Genomic DNA, 19484 nt, shown 5'->3' with positions numbered 1-19484 from the left:
CGGATCAGCCCTTTTGAAAGGATTTGGTAAACCTTAGTGGTAAAAAAAAGTCCTGCCGGGGCAGGACCTTTATTCGGGGTGGGTCATCAGATATGAACCACTTTCTTTTTTGACTGGATAGCTTTTTGTTTGTTTTGGATCTCTTCCTTTTGTTGTTCGATCATCTCTTTATAATGCTGTTCCTGCCATTGTAGTTGTTGTTCCAATTCTTTCAATTGTTGCTTTTGTAGCTGGTATTGCTTTTGCAATTCCCTTGTATGGATCAGCTGGGCTTCTACCTGCCTGATCCTGTTTTCTTCCATCATTTTCTGGGTCTCCTTTTCTATTTGTTTCCAGTCAACCTGGGCCATGGCTTTTTCCAGTTCCCTTTTCAGCACTTCCTCGTCCACCCCCTGCTTTTTAAGCTCCCTGGCCAGTTTGTCAAGATTTAGTTGCTCAAGGGCCAATTTTGCCTGCAGGCTGGCCTCTTCAGCGTGTTTCATCCTGGCTCGGGCATGTCTTTGTTCGGGGCTAGCTGTATCGGTGAGGATAAATTCAAAGCTTTTGGTCGGTACATAGGGCTGCATGGCTTGGCTGGCTTCTTCCGGCAATTGAGGAGATCCTGGGGTGACCAGTGAAAATACCCTGGTTTCTTCATTGGCGGTACGGGTAAAAAAATGCTGGTCATTCCCCCCATCGAAATATGCTGCTACCTTCAGTACCTCTTCAAGGTTTTTCCCTAAACCGGGCTTTTCCGGAGTGGAAATTTCTGTTACCGTTGATCCTTGCCGGCTGGCCTGATCGTTCCTTCTTCTTCTTGGGGGAACCTGGCGGAGTGGCTTTTTATCTTCCCTGATTACCGGGTAGCTGGCTTCCAGCCCCTTGGCAATAGCTGGGGAGTTGATATTTTTCACAAGCAATTCGGCCACCTTTAGCTCAGGTTGGACCAGGGTAAGCATCATGAAAAGGAGCATGGAAAGAGAAAGGGAGGCTGCTTTTGCCCTTTCCGGCTTAGCAGGGGTATGGATACCCAGCATGCGCTGCACGCGGGTCAGGAGCAATTGGTGGTGGGAGCCGCTGGCTGCTATCAGCAATGCCGGCCTGAATTGACGATTCTGTTCCAGCCTTAGAAGAGCCTCTGCATAGTTAGCCGGTGAAAAAGGGAATTGGAGTACCCAATCATCGCAACTGTGTTCCCGCTCTGCCCTGATTTCCTGGATGAGCTTGCATGCGAATGGATTGAACCTGAACAATACTTCTGCAAGGGCCACCAGCAAGTTCCAGAAATAATCATTGCGTTTGATATGGGCCATCTCATGGATCAGGATGGCCTCCAACTGGTCCTTTGTCAATTGGTTCAGCGAAGCCACCGGCAATAATATCATGGGTTTCAGCCAACCCATCACCAATGGGGAATCAAATTTTTCGGTCAGCCCGATTGATATCTTTCGTGCGATATGCATATGCCCCTGCATTTCCTGCACAAAAAGGCGCCATTCCACGGGGACCTTGGCATAGGCAGACTGCTGAAGCCTTCTCATTTGTAACCAGATACCACCCAACCGGGCAAACTGGAAGAGCAGCCAACCCAAATAGGCCAGTGCGGCCCAGGGCAGGACCTGGTCCAAAAGACTTCTTATTGAGGAATAATAATTGAAAGTACTATTGTCTTCAACGGTTAAAGGATAATAGGTGCTGGTGGTCAACTCTGCCCAGCGGAAAAGGAAGGAAATGAACACCCATAAGGAACCCAGGCCCAAAGCAAGGAGGGCCAGCTGGTATTTACGGGATGCAGCCAGAGAAGGAAGTATGCGAACTACTACTGAAAATCCCAACCACAAGATCCCGAATTGCCACCAACTGTTCAGCAGTGTCCAGCCTAACGCTTCCAATACTGCAGCGTTACCTGGGTGGAGCATATTATTGCTTTTTGAGGTTGTTTAATAATTCCTGGATCTGTTCCAGTTCTTTCGGTGACGCCTTGTGGTTACCCAATGCCTGGATGACCAGCTGGGTAGGGGAGCCCCCAAACAATCCGTCAATCATTTTCCCTAACAGGTGCTTCTGGGTCTTTTCCTTACTGACTGCTGCCTGGTAAATATGGGTCTTCACAGAGTCGTCCCTTTTTACCAGCCCTTTTTCATGCATGATCTGCATGAGTTTGAGTGTGGTCGTGTAACCGACATCCTTGGTCATTGCCAATTCTTCGTGTACCTCCCGAACGCTGGCCAGGCCTTTTTGCCAAAGTACCTGCAGGATCTCCAATTCGCTTTCCGTAGGTTTAATGTATTTCTGGGCTGCCATTCAAGTGAAAATTTAATCCGAATATACGATTTGTTTCGTAAACAAATGTTAAATGGTCCTGAAAGGATAGGTCAGTGGATAGAAGGAGGGATGGATGGCCAGGGGCAAAGGAAAAATTCCGGGGACAGTGGATAGTTGTGCCGTCTGTTTGCCTGTTGGGACCAGGGCAAAAAAAAAGCCCCGGCGTAGACACGTCGGGACTTTTGGTATTTGGATCTGATTAGTTTCTGATACAAATGTAGGGATTATTTCTCTTCAACATTAATGCTGAAGGAAATTTCTTTTCCTGCAGCCAGGAAAGTTTCATATTTCTTAACAACATCGGCTGGTTGTTCCTGGCCATTGATGGTCAGTTTACCATTACGGAAATCTACTGCCAGTTTTCCATCGGCAGCGAAACCATCCTTTTTCAAGGCTTCGATCAGGCCGTTCAAAGCCTGGTCTGCGCCGGTACCGTTGACCTTAACCTGTGCATCGGCCTTGTCGCCGGCTTCCACGCGGATCTCCACTTTCTTTTCCACTTTATGGTTACCATGACCGCCTTCGGCCCTGGTGCCATGGATCTGGGCAAGGGTTGGGGCCAGTACCAGGGAAACAATACTCATAAGTTTAATGAGGATGTTCATAGATGGACCAGAGGTATCCTTGAAGGGGTCACCTACGGTATCACCTGTTACAGAAGCCTTATGGGGTTCGGATTTTTTATAGTAGATCTCACCATTGATCTCAACACCCTTTTCGAAAGACTTCTTGGCATTATCCCAGGCACCACCGGCATTGTTCTGGAACATACCCATCAGTACACCGCTCACAGTCGCACCTGCAAGGAATCCACCCAGTGCTTCAGGTCCCATGATGAAACCAATGATGATGGGGGATACGATAGCTATGGCACCAGGCAACATCATTTTTTTGATGGAAGCTTCAGTAGAGATAGCTACGCACTTATCATATTCGGGCTTTCCTGTTCCTTCCATGATTCCGGGAATGGTACGGAACTGGCGGCGAACTTCTTCCACCATTGACATGGCAGCTTCTCCAACTGCACGGATAGCGAGTGAAGAGAAGATAAAGGGGATCATGCCACCCACGAACAGGGAGGCCAGTACATCTGCCTTATAAATATCGATACCATCGATGCCAGCAACACCAACGAAGGCGGCAAAAAGGGCAAGGGCTGTCAATGCTGCAGAAGCGATAGCAAAACCTTTACCGGTGGCAGCGGTAGTATTACCTACTGCATCCAGTACGTCGGTCTTCTCCCTTACTTCCTTGGGCAGTTCGCTCATTTCTGCGATTCCACCGGCGTTATCCGCGATGGGACCGAAAGCGTCAATAGCCAGCTGCATGGCGGTAGTAGCCATCATACCGGCTGCTGCGATGGCAACACCGTAAAGGCCTGCGAAATAATAGGAACCGAAGATACCACCGGCCAATACGAGGATAGGCAGGAAGGTTGATTCCATACCTACAGCAAGACCACCAATTACGTTAGTGGCATGACCGGTTGATGATTGACGGATGATAGACAATACCGGACGCTTACCCATAGCGGTGTAATACTCGGTAATGATACTCATCAGGGTACCTACGATCAGACCAACTACGATCGCGTAGAACACATCCATACGGTTGAATTCAAATCCGCGAAGGGAGAGGGTAGTCTCAGGTAAAATGTATTGTACAAGGAAGAAGGAGGCTACTGCGGTCAGGATAATGGAACCCCAGTTACCCATGTTCAGGGCTTTCTGTACAGCGTCGGTGCTGATACCTGCATTTTCGGAAATGCGAACGAACCAGGTACCAATAATGGAGAAAATGATACCCACACCTGCGATCAGCATAGGCAGGAGGATGGGGGAATAACCATTGAACGCATCGGTTGCGATGGTCTCCTGTCCCAATACCATGGTAGCCAGAACAGTGGCAACATAGGAACCGAACAGGTCAGCACCCATACCGGCAACGTCACCTACGTTATCACCCACGTTATCAGCGATGGTGGCTGGGTTACGCGGATCATCTTCAGGGATTCCTGCTTCTACCTTACCAACCAGGTCAGCACCTACGTCGGCAGCCTTGGTATAGATACCGCCACCCACACGTGCAAAGAGGGCAATGGATTCAGCACCCAAAGAGAAACCGGTCAGCACTTCAATGGCTTTGGCCACCAGGTGGTCGTTAGCAGCCACTCCAGGGGCAAAGGCCTGAACCAGAACAATGAACAATCCACCCAGACCAAGAACAGCCAGACCGGCAACACCCAGACCCATTACGGAGCCTCCGGTGAAGGATACGGATAGGGCCTTGGAAAGGCTGGTGCGGGCTGCATGGGCAGTACGAACGTTGGCCTTGGTGGCGATACGCATACCAATATAACCAGCCAATGCACTGAACACGGCACCAATGATGAAAGCTAAAGCGATGGTCCAGTGTGAGTTTTCATTCTTGCTGGCCATGAATCCCAGTAGGAGGGAAACGATCACTACGAAATAACCGAGGATCTTCCATTCTGCCTTCAGGAAGGCCATAGCACCCTCAGCAATGTAGTTACTGATCTCTTTCATGCGGTCGGAACCTGCATCCTGTTTGGATACCCAGGCAAATTTGATGAGGGTGTACACCAAGCCGATAACACCCATTGCCGGAACCAGGTAAAACAATTTGTCCATAATGAAATGCTTGTTAACAAAATTTTTAGAGTGGGCAAAAATAGGGGAGAAATACCATAGTTAATAGCCCGGAAACTGAAAATGAACAACTAAAAAACCCCGGAAGGGTCATTTTTTACCATTCCGGGGCGCAGTTTTTGGGGATTTCCCCTTTAAAAGAACCTGGTTCCTGCTATTTATCCTACCTCGCCATTAGTTGGCCCTGGTACTATCGGTTCCTTTCTTTTTCTTCCTGAGCAGGTTGTTCAGGAGGTCCTTTCCCATCTCTTCAGCCCTTTTCTGGGTGGATTGACCGGAACTGGCGGAGTCTTTCTTTCCGCTAAGTTTTTCCTGCAGTGATTTCTGTGCATCCGCCAGGGCCTGTTGTTTCAGGGTGTTCAGCGAATCCTTAGCTGCTTTCTTTGTAGCCGTTGCGATACTATCCACTTTGGCTTTCTGTTCAGCCGCAATATCCTTTGCTTTCTGCTCCAGTTCATTGGCCAGGCTGTTGGAAGCATCCTGGAGGTTATAGGTAAAGGATGGGTTTTTTATGGTTCCGCCTAGTTTTACTTTCAGGCTAACGGTTTCGCCCATCGAAACGGGTAGGCCCTTTTTTGTGAATTCAGCTGCCAGCCCATTCACCAGTTGGTTGGCTTCCTTACCCAGCTTGTCCCTGGGTACTTTAAGGTTGACGATGTAATCGAGGGACTGGTCAAATCCGTGCATACCCCCGATCTCCATATCAATATCCTTTACCTTGACCTTATAGGGTTTTACCAGAACCTTACCGTTTACAAATTCAATGTATTGCTTAATATCCTTGACGGAGATCTGCTTCAGGTCGGTCAGTTGGAGTTTGTTGGCCAGTTGTTCCAATGGCGCAAATTTTGAAAGCACCCCTTCCAATAGGAGCAGGTTGCCTTTACCGGTAAGGGAGGCCAGGTCTGGCATCATGGTCTCGCCCAGATGGCCATTCATGGTCAGGCTGGAATTAAGTTTCCCCGAAATGAACTCAGCTACCGGGGCAAGGTATTTCACCGTGTTGAATGCCTTGAAGGTTTGCTGCACATCAAGGTTGGCCAGGTCATAGCTCAGGCTGATCGCCGGCCTGGATTTCTCCTGGCGGGTGGAGTAGGAGCCTTTCAAGCCAATGTTCCCCCCCAGAGCATCCATATTCACCTGCCTGAGATCAACGGTTTCATTGGCAATCTGGAGGTTACCCCTGACATTATTATAATTGGTATTGTCGTATTTCACCTGGTCAACTGCCGCATTCACTGTAAAATTGATATTGGCTGGAACAAGGAATGGCCCGCTGCCTTCAGTAGGTTGACCTTCTTCCTGTACCGGTGTGCCCATCCATTTGTTCAGGTCCACTTTATCCGCCTGCATGTTGAGTGAACCAGACAATGGTTCATCTTTCAGCGCATAACCAATGGCGTTAGTCAGGTCGCCTGTTGCGCTGAAATTGGTTCCCATGAATGAACCGTTTGAGTTTACCAACCTGAACTTTCCTGGCTGCATGGTAATGGTAGCATTCCTTAATTGTAAGCCTTCCGGGTAATCAGGAGTCTTGTAATCTACCTGGTTAAGCAATACGCTGCCACCCAGGTCAATGGATTGGTATTGTTCCTTGTCCACCATTGACTTTCTGCCTTTGACCCTGATATCCCCATTTAGTTTACCTGCCAGGCTGGTCCCGGGTTCAAAGCTGTAGAATTGTTTTACCCTGGCCAGGTCGAAACTACCTTTTACACCGGCGTCGAAATAGGGGTCGGATGCCGGCTGTTTTAGGAGCAGGTCAAAATCAACTTTATCGGCTCCAAATTCAACGTGTCCACTAGGGATATTCACTACGGTATTATCAGGAATGCCATCCGGGTTGGAAACCTGGATGATCGCATTGGTATTTTGTATCGGTTGGGGGAACGCTGCGGACGCGTAGTACAGGTTGGCGATCTTGATCAGCCCCTCTGCCTGGAATGGACCGGGTTTTTGCTGCAATACAACATTGAGGTTGCCCTTTGCCTTGATATCTGCATCTACCAGGCCTTTTACAACAGTTCCTGCCGCCAGTTTGATGAATTGGTCAATGGTAGATAGGTCCAGTTTCCCTTTTGCTGCCATGTCAATGAACTGTGCCGTAAGCGGCTGCTTATACAACAAATGGAATTGGAAAGGTTCCTTTCCCATCAGCAGGGATGCCTGCGGGATATTGATAACCGTATTGTCCGGTTGCCCATCTGCGTTAGATGCCTGAAGGTCAAGGTTGATCTTGCTTACCTGCATGGGCAATCCCGGGTAATGGAATGCCCCATCCTTTACCTGGGCCTTTACATCATAGGCCGGAAGCCTGGTTGGGGAATAAGTGCCTTTGACCATACCGGAAAAGCTTGCTGTACCGCTGGTCTTAATCTGGTCGAAATCATTCTTGTAGATCGCAGGAACCAGGGAGAGCAGGCTTTTAAAATCGTTGGAAGGGGTATTGAAGCGGATATCCATCCCATAAGTACTGTCATTAACGAGCTGGAAGTATCCATCCGCATTTACCTCGAGGTCGTTCAGGGATAGTTTTGCTGCTTCAAAGGCATACTTACCTGTCGTCGTATTGATCTTTAGGTCTGCGTCAATGTTTGATCGGACATTGGACAGCCAGGGGATCCCTTCGTAAGTAAAGTTTGTTGCTTTGGTACTGGTGCTGGTGTTGAGGGTAAACTCATCCGCCGTAAGATCGCCGCTTCCTTCATGCTCAAGTCCTTCAATTTCCAGGTCCATATTCCCCTGGCGGTCTTCGTATTTGATCCGTCCATTGTTGATGGCGTAATTGTTCAGTTTCAGGTGGAATGCCCCGGTTTCATGGGTATCTTGTTGGGCGGCAGTGTCCGCTTTCATGATGTCCCAGTTCGTTTTGCCATCCTTATCAATAATGGCATGGATACGGGGTTCCTCCAGTACCACCTTCTTGATACTTACAGGGCCACTACCCAGCAGGCTGAAAAGGTTGACCACAATATCGATCTGCCTTGCCGCAATCAGGGTATCCTTCATGAACCTGTCATTGCCCGAAACCGACAGTTCCTCTAACCCAACCGATAAGCGTGGGAAGCGCCTGAAGAGGGAAACCGAAACATCCCGGAAAGCAACCTTCGCATCAAGCTGGTTATTGATCTCCTTTTTAGCGATTTCAACCAGTTTATCCTTGAATAATAAAGGGGCCGCCGCCGCCGCTACCAATACAAAAAGCACAATTCCACCCACGATCAACAATGTTTTCTTCAGCATACGATTGGATTTTCAAACAGTTTCAATAACGCCTCCGGCGTAATTTTGTGATAAGGTCTACCCTTTTTACCTGAATTCCAGCAAATATGACACCAGAAAGAAAGAAAAGGTTGCTATCGGTATTGGATAAGCGACAACCAGATCTGACAGTGATCCTTGAAAATATATTTGATCCCCATAATATAGCGGCTGTAATGAGGTCCTGCGATTCGATAGGGATACAGGAAGTTTTTATTGTACAGACAGAAGCGCCCAGGAAGAAAAGATGGGGGGCAAGGAGTAGTGCAGGTGCGAAGAAATGGCTTACTATACACAATTTCAGCGATGTGGATGCCTGCGTGGAAGCAGTGCGCAGTAAGTATGATAAGATTTACACTACCCATATGAATACGGATAGCCGGAACCTATACGACCTTGATTTTACAAAAGGGTCCATGGCGCTTGTGTTCGGCAATGAATTGTATGGGGTGAGCGCCCGGATGGTGAGCCATTCTGACGGGAATTTCATCATCCCCCAAGTAGGGGTGATCAAATCGCTGAATATATCCGTGGCTTGTGCGGTTACCCTGTATGAGGCTTACCGGCAGCGTGCCACGGCTGGTTTATATGATAAGCGGCGATTGGATGACCAGACGGTTAACGAACTTGCAGCCAGATGGGGATATGAATGGGAGAATTTCCTGAAAGGGGAAGAGCCTGAAAATGCCTATTAATGAAAAGGATCTGTTTTGTCATATTAGCTATACTGCTGATGCCCGGCCTTCGTGCACAATATGTAAAAAAACTGGGCATTGCAGAACTGGAGCAGCATATAGTCAATAGCAAAAAGCCGCTCGTAGTAAATTTCTGGGCCACATTTTGCAAGCCCTGCCTGGAAGAGCTGCCTTATTTTTTTGAGCAATCAAAGCGCCATGATTCAGTTGAGCTGGTCCTGGTGAGTCTTGACCTTCCTGATTATTTTCCCGCTAAGATTGATGAATTCCTGTTGAAAAGATCCATGACAGGAGCCACGCATTTTTGGTTGAACGAGACCAATGCAGATACGTTCTGTCCACGGATAGACAAATCCTGGGATGGCGCCCTTCCGGTTTCATTGTTTGTTCATCCTGCCAGGCAATACAGGAAATTCTATAACCGTGCCCTGAACCCGATGGAGGTAGAGCAGGCATTCAGGGAGTTGTTGCAATAAGGCATAAAAAAACCCTTCCGTGGAAGGGGGATAGGTTAATTCTTTCTTTTGATAGCACACCCGATCGATTTGCTTTCCTTCACTGCTATGTCTTTACCTGTAAGCATTTCATTGATCGCTTCCTTTAAATGTTGCCTGGTTATCTTGGTGTCATCAGCCGGGCTGTCATCAATGGCACCATGGTAAACCAATTTGCCATTTCCATTGAAAAGGAAACATTCAGGTGTTCGCGTAGCCCCGAATGCATCGGCCAGTTCGTTATTACTGTCCACCACATAAGGCCAATCATAACTTTGGGTGCGCGCGTAGCTTTGCATGGATGAATAGGAGTCTTCTTTATCCCTCACCCCTTCATTGGAGTTCAGGATGATTACCCCCAGTTTTTTTTGTTGGGCATAATTGAGGATATCCCTTGTCCTGGCCTGGTTTTTCATCACATAAGGACAGGTATTGCAACTAAACATAACCACCAATCCATTATTGGTCTTTGCATCAGCCAGGGAGACCAGTTTTCCTGATACATCCTTCATTTTGATGTCAGCCTTAGGCATGGGAGATCCGATAGGAAGGGGATCTACATCGGCTTTTGAAAAGCCCATGGTCATGGCTGCGGCAACCACAAACGCCATAATATTTTTCATATGCAATTGTTGTTGGAACAATACGGGCAACCGGGCCTATGCCTGTATTGATTTCCTATGATGAACTGCGGTCTCGGACACTGCCCGGGTTAGTATCCATGACCTGAAGTTCGTAAATTTTTTCCTAAGGTTGTACTGCTTGTTGAGCTTCCTTCCGCTGGCGTTCTGCAGCCATCATTTTCAGGGAGTGGATACTAACATTTAATTCGTAACCTATCAACAATACAAGTGAACTGAAATCGATCAGTACCATTAAAACGAGGATCGTTCCGATAGACCCATAGATCTTATTGAAGTTATTGAACTTGTTCACCCAGAATGAGAAGACCAGGATGGTCAGGATAATGAGGAAGGTGGCTAATATGGTTCCGGGGGAAGAGAGTTGCCAACGCTCATGGATGGAAGGCGCATATTTATAGATGATGGCAATACTGTAATAGATCAGTGCCACCACGAAGAACCACCTCAGGTTATTGACCACCCACCGGATGAAGGGGGTATTGATATCAAACCTATCCAGTAACCAGCTCAATACTGTTCCCTGTGCGAGCAGCAGTATGATGGCCAGCAGGATGAGTAGGATGAGTATGGATGTGATCTTGATGGCGTTCCAGCGGGATTGGATAAAGTTCATGCTGGTGCTGTACATCAACGATTTGTTGAAAGTGCGCATAATGCCCATCATGGCATTAGAGGCATAGAATACGGCAACCAGGAAACCGAAGGATAGCAAGCCACTCCTTGGTTTTTGCAGGAAGTCCTCAAGGAAATCCTTTACAAGTAAGTAGGTGTTGCGGTTAGGCGTAATGTCCTGGGTAAGTTTCAATAATTCTTCCGTAATACCCTTGCTGAAAGGCATGTAGGGGATAAGGGTACAAAGGAAGATGGTAGCGGCAGGAATGGCCATCAGGATATTGAAGGATATGGCCGCTGCCCGTTCATTCAATCCTACTTTCCTTACCTGCTGCAGGAAGAAAACGATCACATCGTAAAGGGGTAGCCCTTCAAATCCCGGAAGGATGATCTTCTTGCTTTTGTCAACCAGGAATTTTACCGGTGTACTAGTTAGTATGATACGTTCGATCTTGGTCATGGTTGGTTACCGGTATCTTCTCCCTGTTTGGTTTTCATCAGTTTATCCAGTGCTTCCTGGTAGGCTTTGGCATTGGCCAGGTGTTGGGTATAGGTTTCTGCAAACACATGGTATCCTGAAAAATCGGGTTTGGCAACAAAGTAGAGGTAGGGGGTGGCCGGTGCCTGTAGAACTGCGTCAATAGTGGTACGCGAAGGCGTACAAATAGGTCCCGGCGGCAACCCGTTCACCCGGTAGGTATTATATGGTGATTCAACAGCCAGGTGCTTGTTGTAAATGCGCTTCAGGGAAAAATCGCGCAGGGCAAACTTGACCGTAGGGTCCGCGCCTAGCTTCATACCGGTCTTCAACCTGTTCAGGTAAACGCTGGCTACATTCCCTTTCTCATCGTTCTTGTTGGTTTCTTCTTCTACGATTGAGGCAATGATTACCACCTGCTCAGGTGTCAGGCCAAGGTTAGCGGCCTGCTTTTTCCTGGCATCGGTCCAGAAGGCATCCCTGGCCTTAAGGATCTTAGCCATTACCCTGGAGGGTGTGGTATTCCAGAAATAGGTGTAGGTATCCGGAAAAACGGCAGTCATGATAGTATTGGTATCCAGGCCGTAACGGGCAGCAGAGTCGGGGGAATTCAGGAAACGCATCATGCCGGCACTGTCGAACTCGAACTTCTTTCCTGCAAGGGAGGCAAAGTCTTCCTTTGTCCGTAATTTGGTGATCACCAGGTTCACAGGTTCCTGCTGGCCATTGCGTAATTTCCTGAGGACTGTAATAATGCTGGCACCTTTAGGGATCAGGTACCTGCCTGCCCTAACCTTTTCCGGGTAATCCAGTTGCCTGGCCAGCATATCGAATAGGCCGGGATACCTGATGATGTTGTCCTGTTTCAGTTTTTGGAAAAGGGTGGGATAGTCACTACCTGTGGGTACTTCCAGGTAGTATTGATTGCCGCTGAAACCGGTAGCCGGTCCAAGGAAAAGCCAGCCGCCTATAGCTGCGGTAAGACCGAATAATAATAGGAACAATAGAAACAGTCTTTTCATGGATTTGCTTGTTGGCTGTAAAGTAAACAAAAAACCCTGCTGGTTGAGCAGGGTTTTTCTATCAGGAATGATAAGTTTATTTGTTGGCCGGAGCTGGTGCAGGAGCCAACGGCTGTTGGTTGGTACCGGCAGGGGCTGGCGCAGTGGCAGCAGGCTTGGTATTCAGCTGGTCCAGCAGGTTTTGCTCAGTTCCTTTTGTTTTAGGAATGAAGAGAGCAGAAAACAGGCAGAGCAGGGCTACAACAGCAGCAAAGATCCAGGTGCCCTTTTCCAGCACGTCGGTTGTTTGCTTCACACCCATGAACTGGTTGCTCAGGCCGGCAACATTACCTGCCAATCCACCACCTTTGGGATTTTGTACAAGAATAATGAAACCAAGGATCACAGCAGCCAGGATCACTAATACGAGAAACAGGATAACCATTTTATCGTTTTTTTAATTTTTCGATTCTGTCGGCAAAATAAGCGGATTTGTCGGGATGAGCCAAACTTAATTTCCTATATACCTTGAGGGCAGCAGGAATATTTCCCTGCTTCACCAATACTTCGGCCATGGTTTCGGTCAGCACTTCCTTAGCTTCGATGGAACCGGCTGCCAGGGCTTCTATGGCCCTGGCCTCCCCTGAATCGGCCAGGTTTTCCGGGAGCTGGGATTCCGGCAGTCGCTTCATGGTCCTGATCCATTCGGTAAAACTCTTAAGCTGCCTGCCCAGCTTGTCACTAGGTACGGTATTGTTCAGCTTGATCCCCAGTGAAGCAAAATAATCAATGGTATGGTAGGGCTCAAATATGGGCAGGTCGGCCGGCTGGTCCTTTACATGCCGGATCGAAGGAATGGGAATGGGCGATTCCTTTTCCAGTAAATTGGCCCTATCTGTTTCCTCTATTGGTTCCTGTACCGCTTCTGGTAGGCTTGGCTCCCTAATTTCCTGTTCCTGCAAAGGTTCAGGTTTTGGCTCAGGTGCCACTTCATCTGCCTTTACCTCCTGCTCCGGCTCGGTCCAGGCCGGGCCTGCAAATTCTTCAACAGTTGTTTCTACTGTTGCGACCTCCTCTTCACTACTGCTGGAAACTGATGGCTGTTCCCCCTCTGCCGCGGCAGGGACAGGAGCTGACTCCTGGTTCAATAAAAAGAATATCCAGGGGTTGCGTGAAAAATGAAGGGTTGAGGCTTCCAACTGTTCCTGGAAAGCTGGATCGCTTTCAGATTTCATTTTCTTGAGCAACAGGTAATGCAGCAGGGTGGAATAAGGATATTTGGCAACAGCTTTCCTCAGCTCAGCGAGCGTTACACTCTGCAAGCTGGGCTGGTGAAAGTATTGTTGTATTGTCTTGGAGCAATCCATTGATTGGGGCAATATACAGGCTTATTACCAGTTGGAGAAGATACGGTTGAAAATTTCATCGGAAAGGTTCCGGATGATGGTTTCATTTAACTGGGCTTCGGCCTGCTGCAGGCTCAATGATGCGGAAAAATCGAAATTCCTGGTGACATCTGCCTCAAAGTTCTTGCTTTCATCTTTCCTGTTCTTAAACTCGATATGGACCGTAATGTTAAGACGGTTACTGGCTGCTTCCTTATTGGAGATACCTGTAGTGGTAAGGCTGTAATCGCTGATATAGCCTGTGACCAAATAGTCTGCCTCTTCACCCTGGATCAGTGCCAGCCTGGTTTGCCCGATCACCTTATCGCGAAGTTTGTTGGTTAGCTGGGGACTCAATGTCGGGTTTACATACCTCGCCTTATTGTCGATATAGTCGATGCGGCAGGTCTTAACATCCGGGGGGATGGAAATATCCTTGAAGGAATAGCAGGAGGGTAGCAGGAAAGAAAAAGCCAGTGCCATTACCATGGCAAGGGTCCGTGAACCATTCCACTTAATATTTGTCCACTTAGTCATTGATGTCATATTCTTTTAGTTTCCGATAGAGGGTTCTTTCACTGATGCCAAGGTCCATGGCGGCATCCTTACGCTTGCCCTTATGTTTTTTCAGTGCCTTTAATATCAACTCCTTTTCCTTATCCATAATGTTGAGGGATTCTTCTACTTCCTCGTGCTCATGGATGTCCTCATGAGGGTGGGGCAGGATGACTGCGGGCTGGGGGGGCGTCATGGTTGGGGGCATGGCCGGCTGCACCGGTTGGATATAATTGGCCGGTATCACTGCCGGTTGGGGCTGGAATTCCACATTACCGGGATATTCATGCAGCAAGGCTTCCTTGGTGTAAGCCGCGGCTGCTGCTGCGCTGGAAGGATTCTGCAGGATCTCCACGAACATTTTTTTCAGCTCGGTTACATCCTTTTTCATATCGAAAAAGAGCTTGTACAACAGTTCACGCTCGTTGCTGAATTCCGGTCCATGGCTGCTTCCTTGCTGGCTAACGACCATAGGTAGCCGATTCTGGGGATGTTCCGGTATGAATCGTTTCAATACAGAAGCGGAAACCATTTTATCAGGCGCGAGAACGGAGATCTGTTCTGCTATATTCTTCAGTTCACGAACGTTACCTGGCCAGGAATAGTTGACCAATACCTGCCGGGCTTCCTCGTCCAGCTGCACCGGAGCGGTCTTGTAGCGCTCGGCAAAGTCAACGGCGAATTTCCTGAACAGGAGGGGGATATCTTCCTTCCTGTCGCGCAGGGAAGGCACCCTGATGGGAACTGTACTCAAACGGTAATAGAGGTCCTCGCGGAATTTACCGGATTGGGCCGTTTCCAGGAGGTCCCTGTTGGTAGCCGCAATCACGCGCACATCTGTCTTCTGGACCTTGGAGGAACCCACCCTGATGAATTCACCGGTCTCCAGTACCCTCAACAGGCGGGCCTGGGTACCAAGGGGCATTTCGCCGATCTCATCAAGGAATATGGTACCCCCATTAACTGTTTCGAAATATCCCTTACGGCTATCCACTGCACCGGTGAAGGCTCCTTTTTCGTGCCCAAACAATTCAGAATCTATCGTTCCTTCCGGGATGGCACCGCAGTTCACTGCGATAAAGGGATTGTGCTTTCTTGAAGATAAGGCATGGATGATCTGGGAGAAGGCTTCCTTACCTACACCGCTTTCACCCACGATCAGTACACTCAGGTCGGTATTGGACACCTGCGCCGCAACATTTAACGCATGGTTCAATGCCGGCGAGTTACCAATGATTCCGAATCGGTTTTTTATGCTTTGAATGTCCATTGTCTTTTGTCTTTTCCCTGGTCCTTTGCTGTTGGCCTAACCTTTCTTCTGAGCTTTATTGATTGAACAAATGGTGGGGTAAGGGTTTTGAACCCTGGGACCTAATGGCACTTATGCCTGTTCGGTTATGCCACACCGTTTGTCCTGATCAAGCTTCCAACTTCTGGATCTTGCCGATAAGGGTTGCCTGTGTACAGTCGTTCACCGTCACCCAAACATAATCACCCTTCTTCAGGTTGTAATTTTCTTTGGGGAATACGATCACCTTGTTCTGGCTGTTCCTTCCCATCCAGTCATTGTCGCTACGCTTGCTATTCCCTTCGATCAATACCTTAAAGGTCTTACCCAGGTCTTTTTCATTGCTTTCCTTGCTCAACCTGCCTTGCAGGTCTACGATCTCCTGTAACCTTCTTTTCTTTACTTCTTCCGGAATATCATCCGTATAGCGCCTGGCCGCCAGGGTTCCCGGACGTTCACTGTAGAAGAACATATAGCTCATGTCGTACTTGCTGTACTCCATAATACCCAGGGTATCCTGGTGTTCTTCTTCGGTTTCAGTACAGAAACCTGCAATGATATCGGAAGAAATGCCACAACCGGGCAGGATCTCCCTGATGCGATCAACCTTTGCCATATACCATTCACGGGTATAGGTGCGGTTCATCAGCTGGAGGATGCGGCTATTACCACTCTGGACCGGCAGGTGGATATACTTGCAAATATTTTCGTGCCTGGCCATGGTGTGGAGCACCTCGTCTGTAATGTCCTTGGGATGTGAGGTGCTGAAGCGAACCCTTAGGTCAGGGGAGATCAGCGCCACTTTTTCCAGCAGGTTGGCAAAGTTGACGATCTCATCCTTCTCTTCATTCACATAATAATAGCTGTCCACATTCTGGCCCAGCAAGGTTACTTCCTTATAACCATTGTTATAAAGGTCCCGGCATTCCTTTACAATGCTTTCAGCATCGCGGCTTCGCTCACGGCCCCTGGTGAACGGAACCACGCAGAAGGAGCACATGTTGTTGCATCCGCGCATGATGCTGACGAAAGCGGTCACCCCGTTGCTGTCCAATCGGATGGGGGAGATGTCGGCATAGGTTTCTTCCCGGCTCAGCAACACATTTACCGCTTTCTGACCGGTCTCCGCTTCTTCAATCAACCCGGGAAGGGTACGGTAGGCATCCGGTCCCACCACCATGTCCACCAGCTTTTCTTCTTCCAGTAATTTGGCTTTCAGGCGTTCTGCCATGCAACCCAATACACCGATCAGCATACCGGGACGGCCTTCCTTGATCTTCCTGAAGTCGGTCAGGCGTTTCCTTACCGTCTGTTCTGCCTTTTCACGGATAGAGCAGGTGTTCAGCAACACCAGGTCGGCTTCTTCATAGTTACGGGTAGCTCCAAATCCGCTTTCGTTGAGGATGGAGGCTACGATCTCGCTGTCCGAGAAGTTCATCTGGCAGCCGTAGCTTTCAATATAAAAACGCTTCTTGTATTGATTGGGATCATCTGCAAATGGGGCGAAGGCTTCTCCCTGCCTTGCCTCGTCATGTACCTTGTTGATCGTCAAATCCAGCATCTTACTCAAATTAAGGGAGCAAAATTAAGGAATAATGACAGAATGACAGAAGGGAAATGGGGGTTGGTAATCAATTTTTAAGGTTTTAAATAGTTATATAGTTGGCTGCGCCAATGGTGGAGCGTTTTCATTTTTGTAACGCAAAGGACGCGGAGGAGGCGCGAAGGGCGCAAAGGATTGGCTGCGCCAATGGGCCGGATTCAATTTGTAACTCAAAGGACGTGGAGAAAACGCGAAGACCGCCCTCGCCCGCCGAAGCTTCAGCGCAGGCGGGCGAGGGCGGTCTTCGCGTTAATTATTTAATAGTTACCCAGGTTGTTAAAGGGTTGGGTTATCCCTCTGGTTGGCGAAAAGACCACATTTTCACATGTCCACATTTTCACATTTTCACATCTTTTCCTACCATAACGGTTTCCCCTGGTAGTAATCCAGTATCCTGGTCCTGAAAACATATTCATAGCGGGCAATGATCAGGCTGATATTGGCCCGGTCGAGATTGGTCCTGGCTACCAGGTAATCAACGGAGTTCAGTACCCCTTCATTGAAACGGGTTTCGGTTACCCTGAAGGATTCCTGGAAGGCATCCACCTGTTTCAATAACGCATTATAGCGGTTATAGGTTGCCGTCATATTCACCCAGGCCTGTTCTACTGCCTGCTGCAAACGGGTCTTGACCGTTTGCTCCACATAGGTTGCGTTCTTCAGGTCAAGTTTTGCCCTGGTGACCAGGTTGCGGTTCTGCATGGCATTGAGGATGGGGACCCTAAGGGTAAGGTTTACATTGGTGGAGTAGTTATTACGGAACTGGTTGCCATAGGCGATCTTTTGCTGTTCGTAAATGTTTTCGGTGGTGAATACCGGTGATTTGCTGCCATTGATCATGACGTAGTCGTTGGTGGCCACGTCTGATGAGCTTACGAGGTTCTGTGTGGAGGCTGCACTGGAATAATTGGTGAACAACCCTCCATTCAGGGAAAGGGTAGGCCACAAAGCTGATTTCCGGGTCTTCACCCCAAATTCAGCGCTTTCTTTCCGGAGGGTGGCTGCCTTAACCAGGGCCAGTTGGTCAAGGGCTGTCTGGTAGATGCTTTTGGGGTCACCTTCGTATTTGCTCAGGAATTCTTCAGCAGTAATGCGCTGTAGTTTGAGGCTACTGTCATAAGGCTGGTTCATCAACTGCGACAGTTGCAGCTTGGCTGCTTCCAATTGGTTCCTGGTATTGACCAGGCTCACCTCATCATTGGCCAGCTGGCCTTTGAGGTCGTACAACTGGCTGGGGGTGATGGTGCCCTCTTCATTCAGGATCGTTAACCTTTCTACCTGTTTGCGGCTCAGCTCTACCTGTTTGCCGATCTGCACTAGTTGGTCTTCGGCACTGAGCACTTGCAGGTAGGCCACGATGATCTGGAGGGTCAGGTTATCCTTTTGCTGTTGCACATCCATTTCCCCCGCCTGGTAGGCAAAGCGTTGCTGCCTGATGTTATTCTGGTTGGCCAGGCCGCTGAAGAGTACTATTCCGCCATTCAGGCCCCAGTTGGCGTAGTTGATGTTCTGGTTCAGGTAGCTATTGGAAAAGGGGTCGATACTGCGGCCCTGGTTCAGGCCATGTTCCACGAAACCATTGAAGCTGGGCAGGAGGTTATCCTTGCTTTGCTTGTAACTGACCTGGGTAGTGGCGGCCTGGATCTCCGTTTGCTTGAGTTCAAGGTTATTCTTGAATGCTATGTCCACACATTGCTGTAAACTCAGTCCGGTACTTGTATCGCTTTGCGCATACAAGCCTCCCGATAACAGGAGGGATAAGGCCGTTATCCTGATAATCTTCTTTGTAGTTATTGCTAGCTTTTTCATCTCCGTTAATTATTGGGTCTTTTCGATCCTTCCATCGAGTAAGTGAATGATGCGGTTGCCATAAGCGGCATTTTTTTCGGAATGGGTGACCTGGATGATCGTTACCCCGTCTTCCTGGTTGAGTTGTTTGAACAGGTCCATGATCTCCTCACCTTGTTTGGAATTGAGGTTACCCGTGGGTTCATCGGCCAGTATGAGCTTGGGTTTGGCGATCAGGGCCCTGGCAATGCCTACCAGTTGCTGCTGCCCACCGGAAAGCTGGCTGGGGAAGAGGTCCTTCTTGCCCACGATCTGGAAGCGGTCAAGGATATCGGCAACCATGGCCTTGCGTTCATCCTGTTTGATGTTCTGGTAAAGCAGTGGCGTCTCGATGTTTTCGTATACCGTCAATTCGTCAATGAGATGATAGGCCTGGAAAACAAAACCAATGTTCTGCTTATACAAGGCTGAGCGTTGTTTCTCTTTCAATTCATGAACGGGATTGCCTAAAAATGCATACTGCCCTTCATTGAATTCATCCAGCATGCCAATCACATTGAGGAGGGTTGATTTTCCTGAACCGGATGGGCCCATGATGGAAATGAATTCCCCTTCGTTCACACCAAGGTTGATATCCTTGAGCAGGAAAACCTTGTTACTGCCGGTATTCACCCACTTGTAAATATTGCTTAATTGTATCATGGTCT

General features: G+C 48.6%; 16 protein-coding genes. 2 read left to right on the top strand and 14 right to left on the bottom strand.

What is annotated here, in order from left to right; all coding sequences use genetic code 11:
• Nucleotides 1–86: 86 nt before the first annotated feature.
• The 4 genes from KJS94_RS06790 to KJS94_RS06775 form a co-directional block, all read right to left on the bottom strand.
• Complete coding sequence (locus KJS94_RS06790) at nt 87–1898, bottom strand: M56 family metallopeptidase (protein ID WP_214446555.1); 1812 nt, start codon at nt 1896–1898, stop codon at nt 87–89.
• A 1-nt stretch (nt 1899) separates the two neighbouring features.
• Entirely contained in the window at nt 1900–2283 is a 384-nt protein-coding gene (locus tag KJS94_RS06785) for a BlaI/MecI/CopY family transcriptional regulator (RefSeq protein ID WP_214446554.1), read from the bottom strand.
• Between the two features lie 245 nt (nt 2284–2528).
• A complete protein-coding gene (locus tag KJS94_RS06780; protein WP_214446553.1) occupies nt 2529–4955 on the bottom strand; it encodes a sodium-translocating pyrophosphatase in 2427 nt (808 codons plus the stop codon).
• 192 nt (nt 4956–5147) lie between these two features.
• Entirely contained in the window at nt 5148–8216 is a 3069-nt protein-coding gene (locus KJS94_RS06775) for an AsmA-like C-terminal region-containing protein (protein WP_214446552.1), read from the bottom strand.
• Between the two features lie 86 nt (nt 8217–8302).
• On the opposite strand from KJS94_RS06775, the gene KJS94_RS06770 reads away from it, so the two are divergent.
• Both KJS94_RS06770 and KJS94_RS06765 read left to right on the top strand, forming a co-directional pair.
• The gene (locus KJS94_RS06770; RefSeq protein WP_214446551.1) at nt 8303–8929 is read left to right on the top strand and encodes a TrmH family RNA methyltransferase; all 627 of its coding nucleotides are present in this window, start codon (nt 8303–8305) and stop codon (nt 8927–8929) included.
• Entirely contained in the window at nt 8929–9405 is a 477-nt protein-coding gene (locus tag KJS94_RS06765) for a TlpA family protein disulfide reductase (protein ID WP_214446550.1), read from the top strand. The genes KJS94_RS06770 and KJS94_RS06765 overlap by 1 nt, the downstream gene beginning before the upstream one ends.
• A gap of 35 nt (nt 9406–9440) precedes the next feature.
• On the opposite strand, the gene KJS94_RS06760 is transcribed toward KJS94_RS06765, so the two are convergent.
• From KJS94_RS06760 to KJS94_RS06715, 10 genes are all read right to left on the bottom strand, one after another.
• Complete coding sequence (locus tag KJS94_RS06760) at nt 9441–10046, bottom strand: thioredoxin family protein (RefSeq protein ID WP_214446549.1); 606 nt, start codon at nt 10044–10046, stop codon at nt 9441–9443.
• 124 nt (nt 10047–10170) lie between these two features.
• A complete protein-coding gene (locus KJS94_RS06755) occupies nt 10171–11139 on the bottom strand; it encodes a YihY/virulence factor BrkB family protein (protein ID WP_214446548.1) in 969 nt (322 codons plus the stop codon).
• Nucleotides 11136–12179: an endolytic transglycosylase MltG gene (gene mltG, locus KJS94_RS06750; RefSeq protein ID WP_214446547.1), complete on the bottom strand. Its 1044-nt coding sequence runs from the start codon at nt 12177–12179 to the stop codon at nt 11136–11138. Before mltG ends, KJS94_RS06755 begins: the two co-directional genes overlap by 4 nt.
• A gap of 76 nt (nt 12180–12255) precedes the next feature.
• A complete protein-coding gene (gene secG / locus KJS94_RS06745; RefSeq protein WP_214446546.1) occupies nt 12256–12603 on the bottom strand; it encodes a preprotein translocase subunit SecG in 348 nt (115 codons plus the stop codon).
• 1 nt (nt 12604) lies between these two features.
• Nucleotides 12605–13525, bottom strand: coding sequence for a DUF8458 domain-containing protein (locus tag KJS94_RS06740; RefSeq protein ID WP_239804320.1), 921 nt, complete (start codon nt 13523–13525; stop codon nt 12605–12607).
• Between the two features lie 24 nt (nt 13526–13549).
• Nucleotides 13550–14089 (bottom strand): LPS assembly lipoprotein LptE, encoded by a 540-nt coding sequence (gene lptE, locus KJS94_RS06735; protein ID WP_239804319.1) that lies wholly within the window; start codon nt 14087–14089, stop codon nt 13550–13552.
• Nucleotides 14073–15368: a sigma-54 interaction domain-containing protein gene (locus tag KJS94_RS06730; protein WP_214446544.1), complete on the bottom strand. Its 1296-nt coding sequence runs from the start codon at nt 15366–15368 to the stop codon at nt 14073–14075. The genes lptE and KJS94_RS06730 overlap by 17 nt, the downstream gene beginning before the upstream one ends.
• A 148-nt stretch (nt 15369–15516) precedes the next feature.
• On the bottom strand, nt 15517–16947 hold the full coding sequence (gene miaB, locus KJS94_RS06725; RefSeq protein WP_214446543.1) for a tRNA (N6-isopentenyl adenosine(37)-C2)-methylthiotransferase MiaB: 1431 nt from the start codon (nt 16945–16947) through the stop codon (nt 15517–15519).
• Nucleotides 16948–17346: 399 nt separating this feature from the next.
• Nucleotides 17347–18798 (bottom strand): TolC family protein, encoded by a 1452-nt coding sequence (locus KJS94_RS06720; RefSeq protein WP_214446542.1) that lies wholly within the window; start codon nt 18796–18798, stop codon nt 17347–17349.
• A gap of 9 nt (nt 18799–18807) precedes the next feature.
• On the bottom strand, nt 18808–19479 hold the full coding sequence (locus KJS94_RS06715) for an ABC transporter ATP-binding protein (protein ID WP_214446541.1): 672 nt from the start codon (nt 19477–19479) through the stop codon (nt 18808–18810).
• Nucleotides 19480–19484: the final 5 nt, after the last annotated feature.

The sequence above is a fragment of the Flavihumibacter rivuli genome (assembly GCF_018595685.2).
Classification (GTDB): domain Bacteria; phylum Bacteroidota; class Bacteroidia; order Chitinophagales; family Chitinophagaceae; genus Flavihumibacter; species Flavihumibacter rivuli.
Note: the sequence above shows the minus strand (reverse complement) of the source record. Positions and strands in the feature narration are given on the sequence as shown.

Excerpts from the sequence above, each read along its gene's own strand:
- KJS94_RS06790 (WP_214446555.1), bottom strand. The coding sequence starts at position 1,898 with ATGCTCCACCCAGGTAACGCTGCAGTATTGGAAGCGTTAGGCTGGACA.
- KJS94_RS06785 (WP_214446554.1), bottom strand. The coding sequence starts at position 2,283 with ATGGCAGCCCAGAAATACATTAAACCTACGGAAAGCGAATTGGAGATC.
- KJS94_RS06780 (WP_214446553.1), bottom strand. The coding sequence starts at position 4,955 with ATGGACAAATTGTTTTACCTGGTTCCGGCAATGGGTGTTATCGGCTTG.
- KJS94_RS06775 (WP_214446552.1), bottom strand. The coding sequence starts at position 8,216 with ATGCTGAAGAAAACATTGTTGATCGTGGGTGGAATTGTGCTTTTTGTA.
- KJS94_RS06770 (WP_214446551.1), top strand. The coding sequence starts at position 8,303 with ATGACACCAGAAAGAAAGAAAAGGTTGCTATCGGTATTGGATAAGCGA.
- KJS94_RS06765 (WP_214446550.1), top strand. The coding sequence starts at position 8,929 with ATGAAAAGGATCTGTTTTGTCATATTAGCTATACTGCTGATGCCCGGC.
- KJS94_RS06760 (WP_214446549.1), bottom strand. The coding sequence starts at position 10,046 with ATGAAAAATATTATGGCGTTTGTGGTTGCCGCAGCCATGACCATGGGC.
- KJS94_RS06755 (WP_214446548.1), bottom strand. The coding sequence starts at position 11,139 with ATGACCAAGATCGAACGTATCATACTAACTAGTACACCGGTAAAATTC.
- mltG (WP_214446547.1), bottom strand. The coding sequence starts at position 12,179 with ATGAAAAGACTGTTTCTATTGTTCCTATTATTATTCGGTCTTACCGCA.
- secG (WP_214446546.1), bottom strand. The coding sequence starts at position 12,603 with ATGGTTATCCTGTTTCTCGTATTAGTGATCCTGGCTGCTGTGATCCTT.
- KJS94_RS06740 (WP_239804320.1), bottom strand. The coding sequence starts at position 13,525 with ATGGATTGCTCCAAGACAATACAACAATACTTTCACCAGCCCAGCTTG.
- lptE (WP_239804319.1), bottom strand. The coding sequence starts at position 14,089 with ATGACATCAATGACTAAGTGGACAAATATTAAGTGGAATGGTTCACGG.
- KJS94_RS06730 (WP_214446544.1), bottom strand. The coding sequence starts at position 15,368 with ATGGACATTCAAAGCATAAAAAACCGATTCGGAATCATTGGTAACTCG.
- miaB (WP_214446543.1), bottom strand. The coding sequence starts at position 16,947 with ATGCTGGATTTGACGATCAACAAGGTACATGACGAGGCAAGGCAGGGA.
- KJS94_RS06720 (WP_214446542.1), bottom strand. The coding sequence starts at position 18,798 with ATGAAAAAGCTAGCAATAACTACAAAGAAGATTATCAGGATAACGGCC.
- KJS94_RS06715 (WP_214446541.1), bottom strand. The coding sequence starts at position 19,479 with ATGATACAATTAAGCAATATTTACAAGTGGGTGAATACCGGCAGTAAC.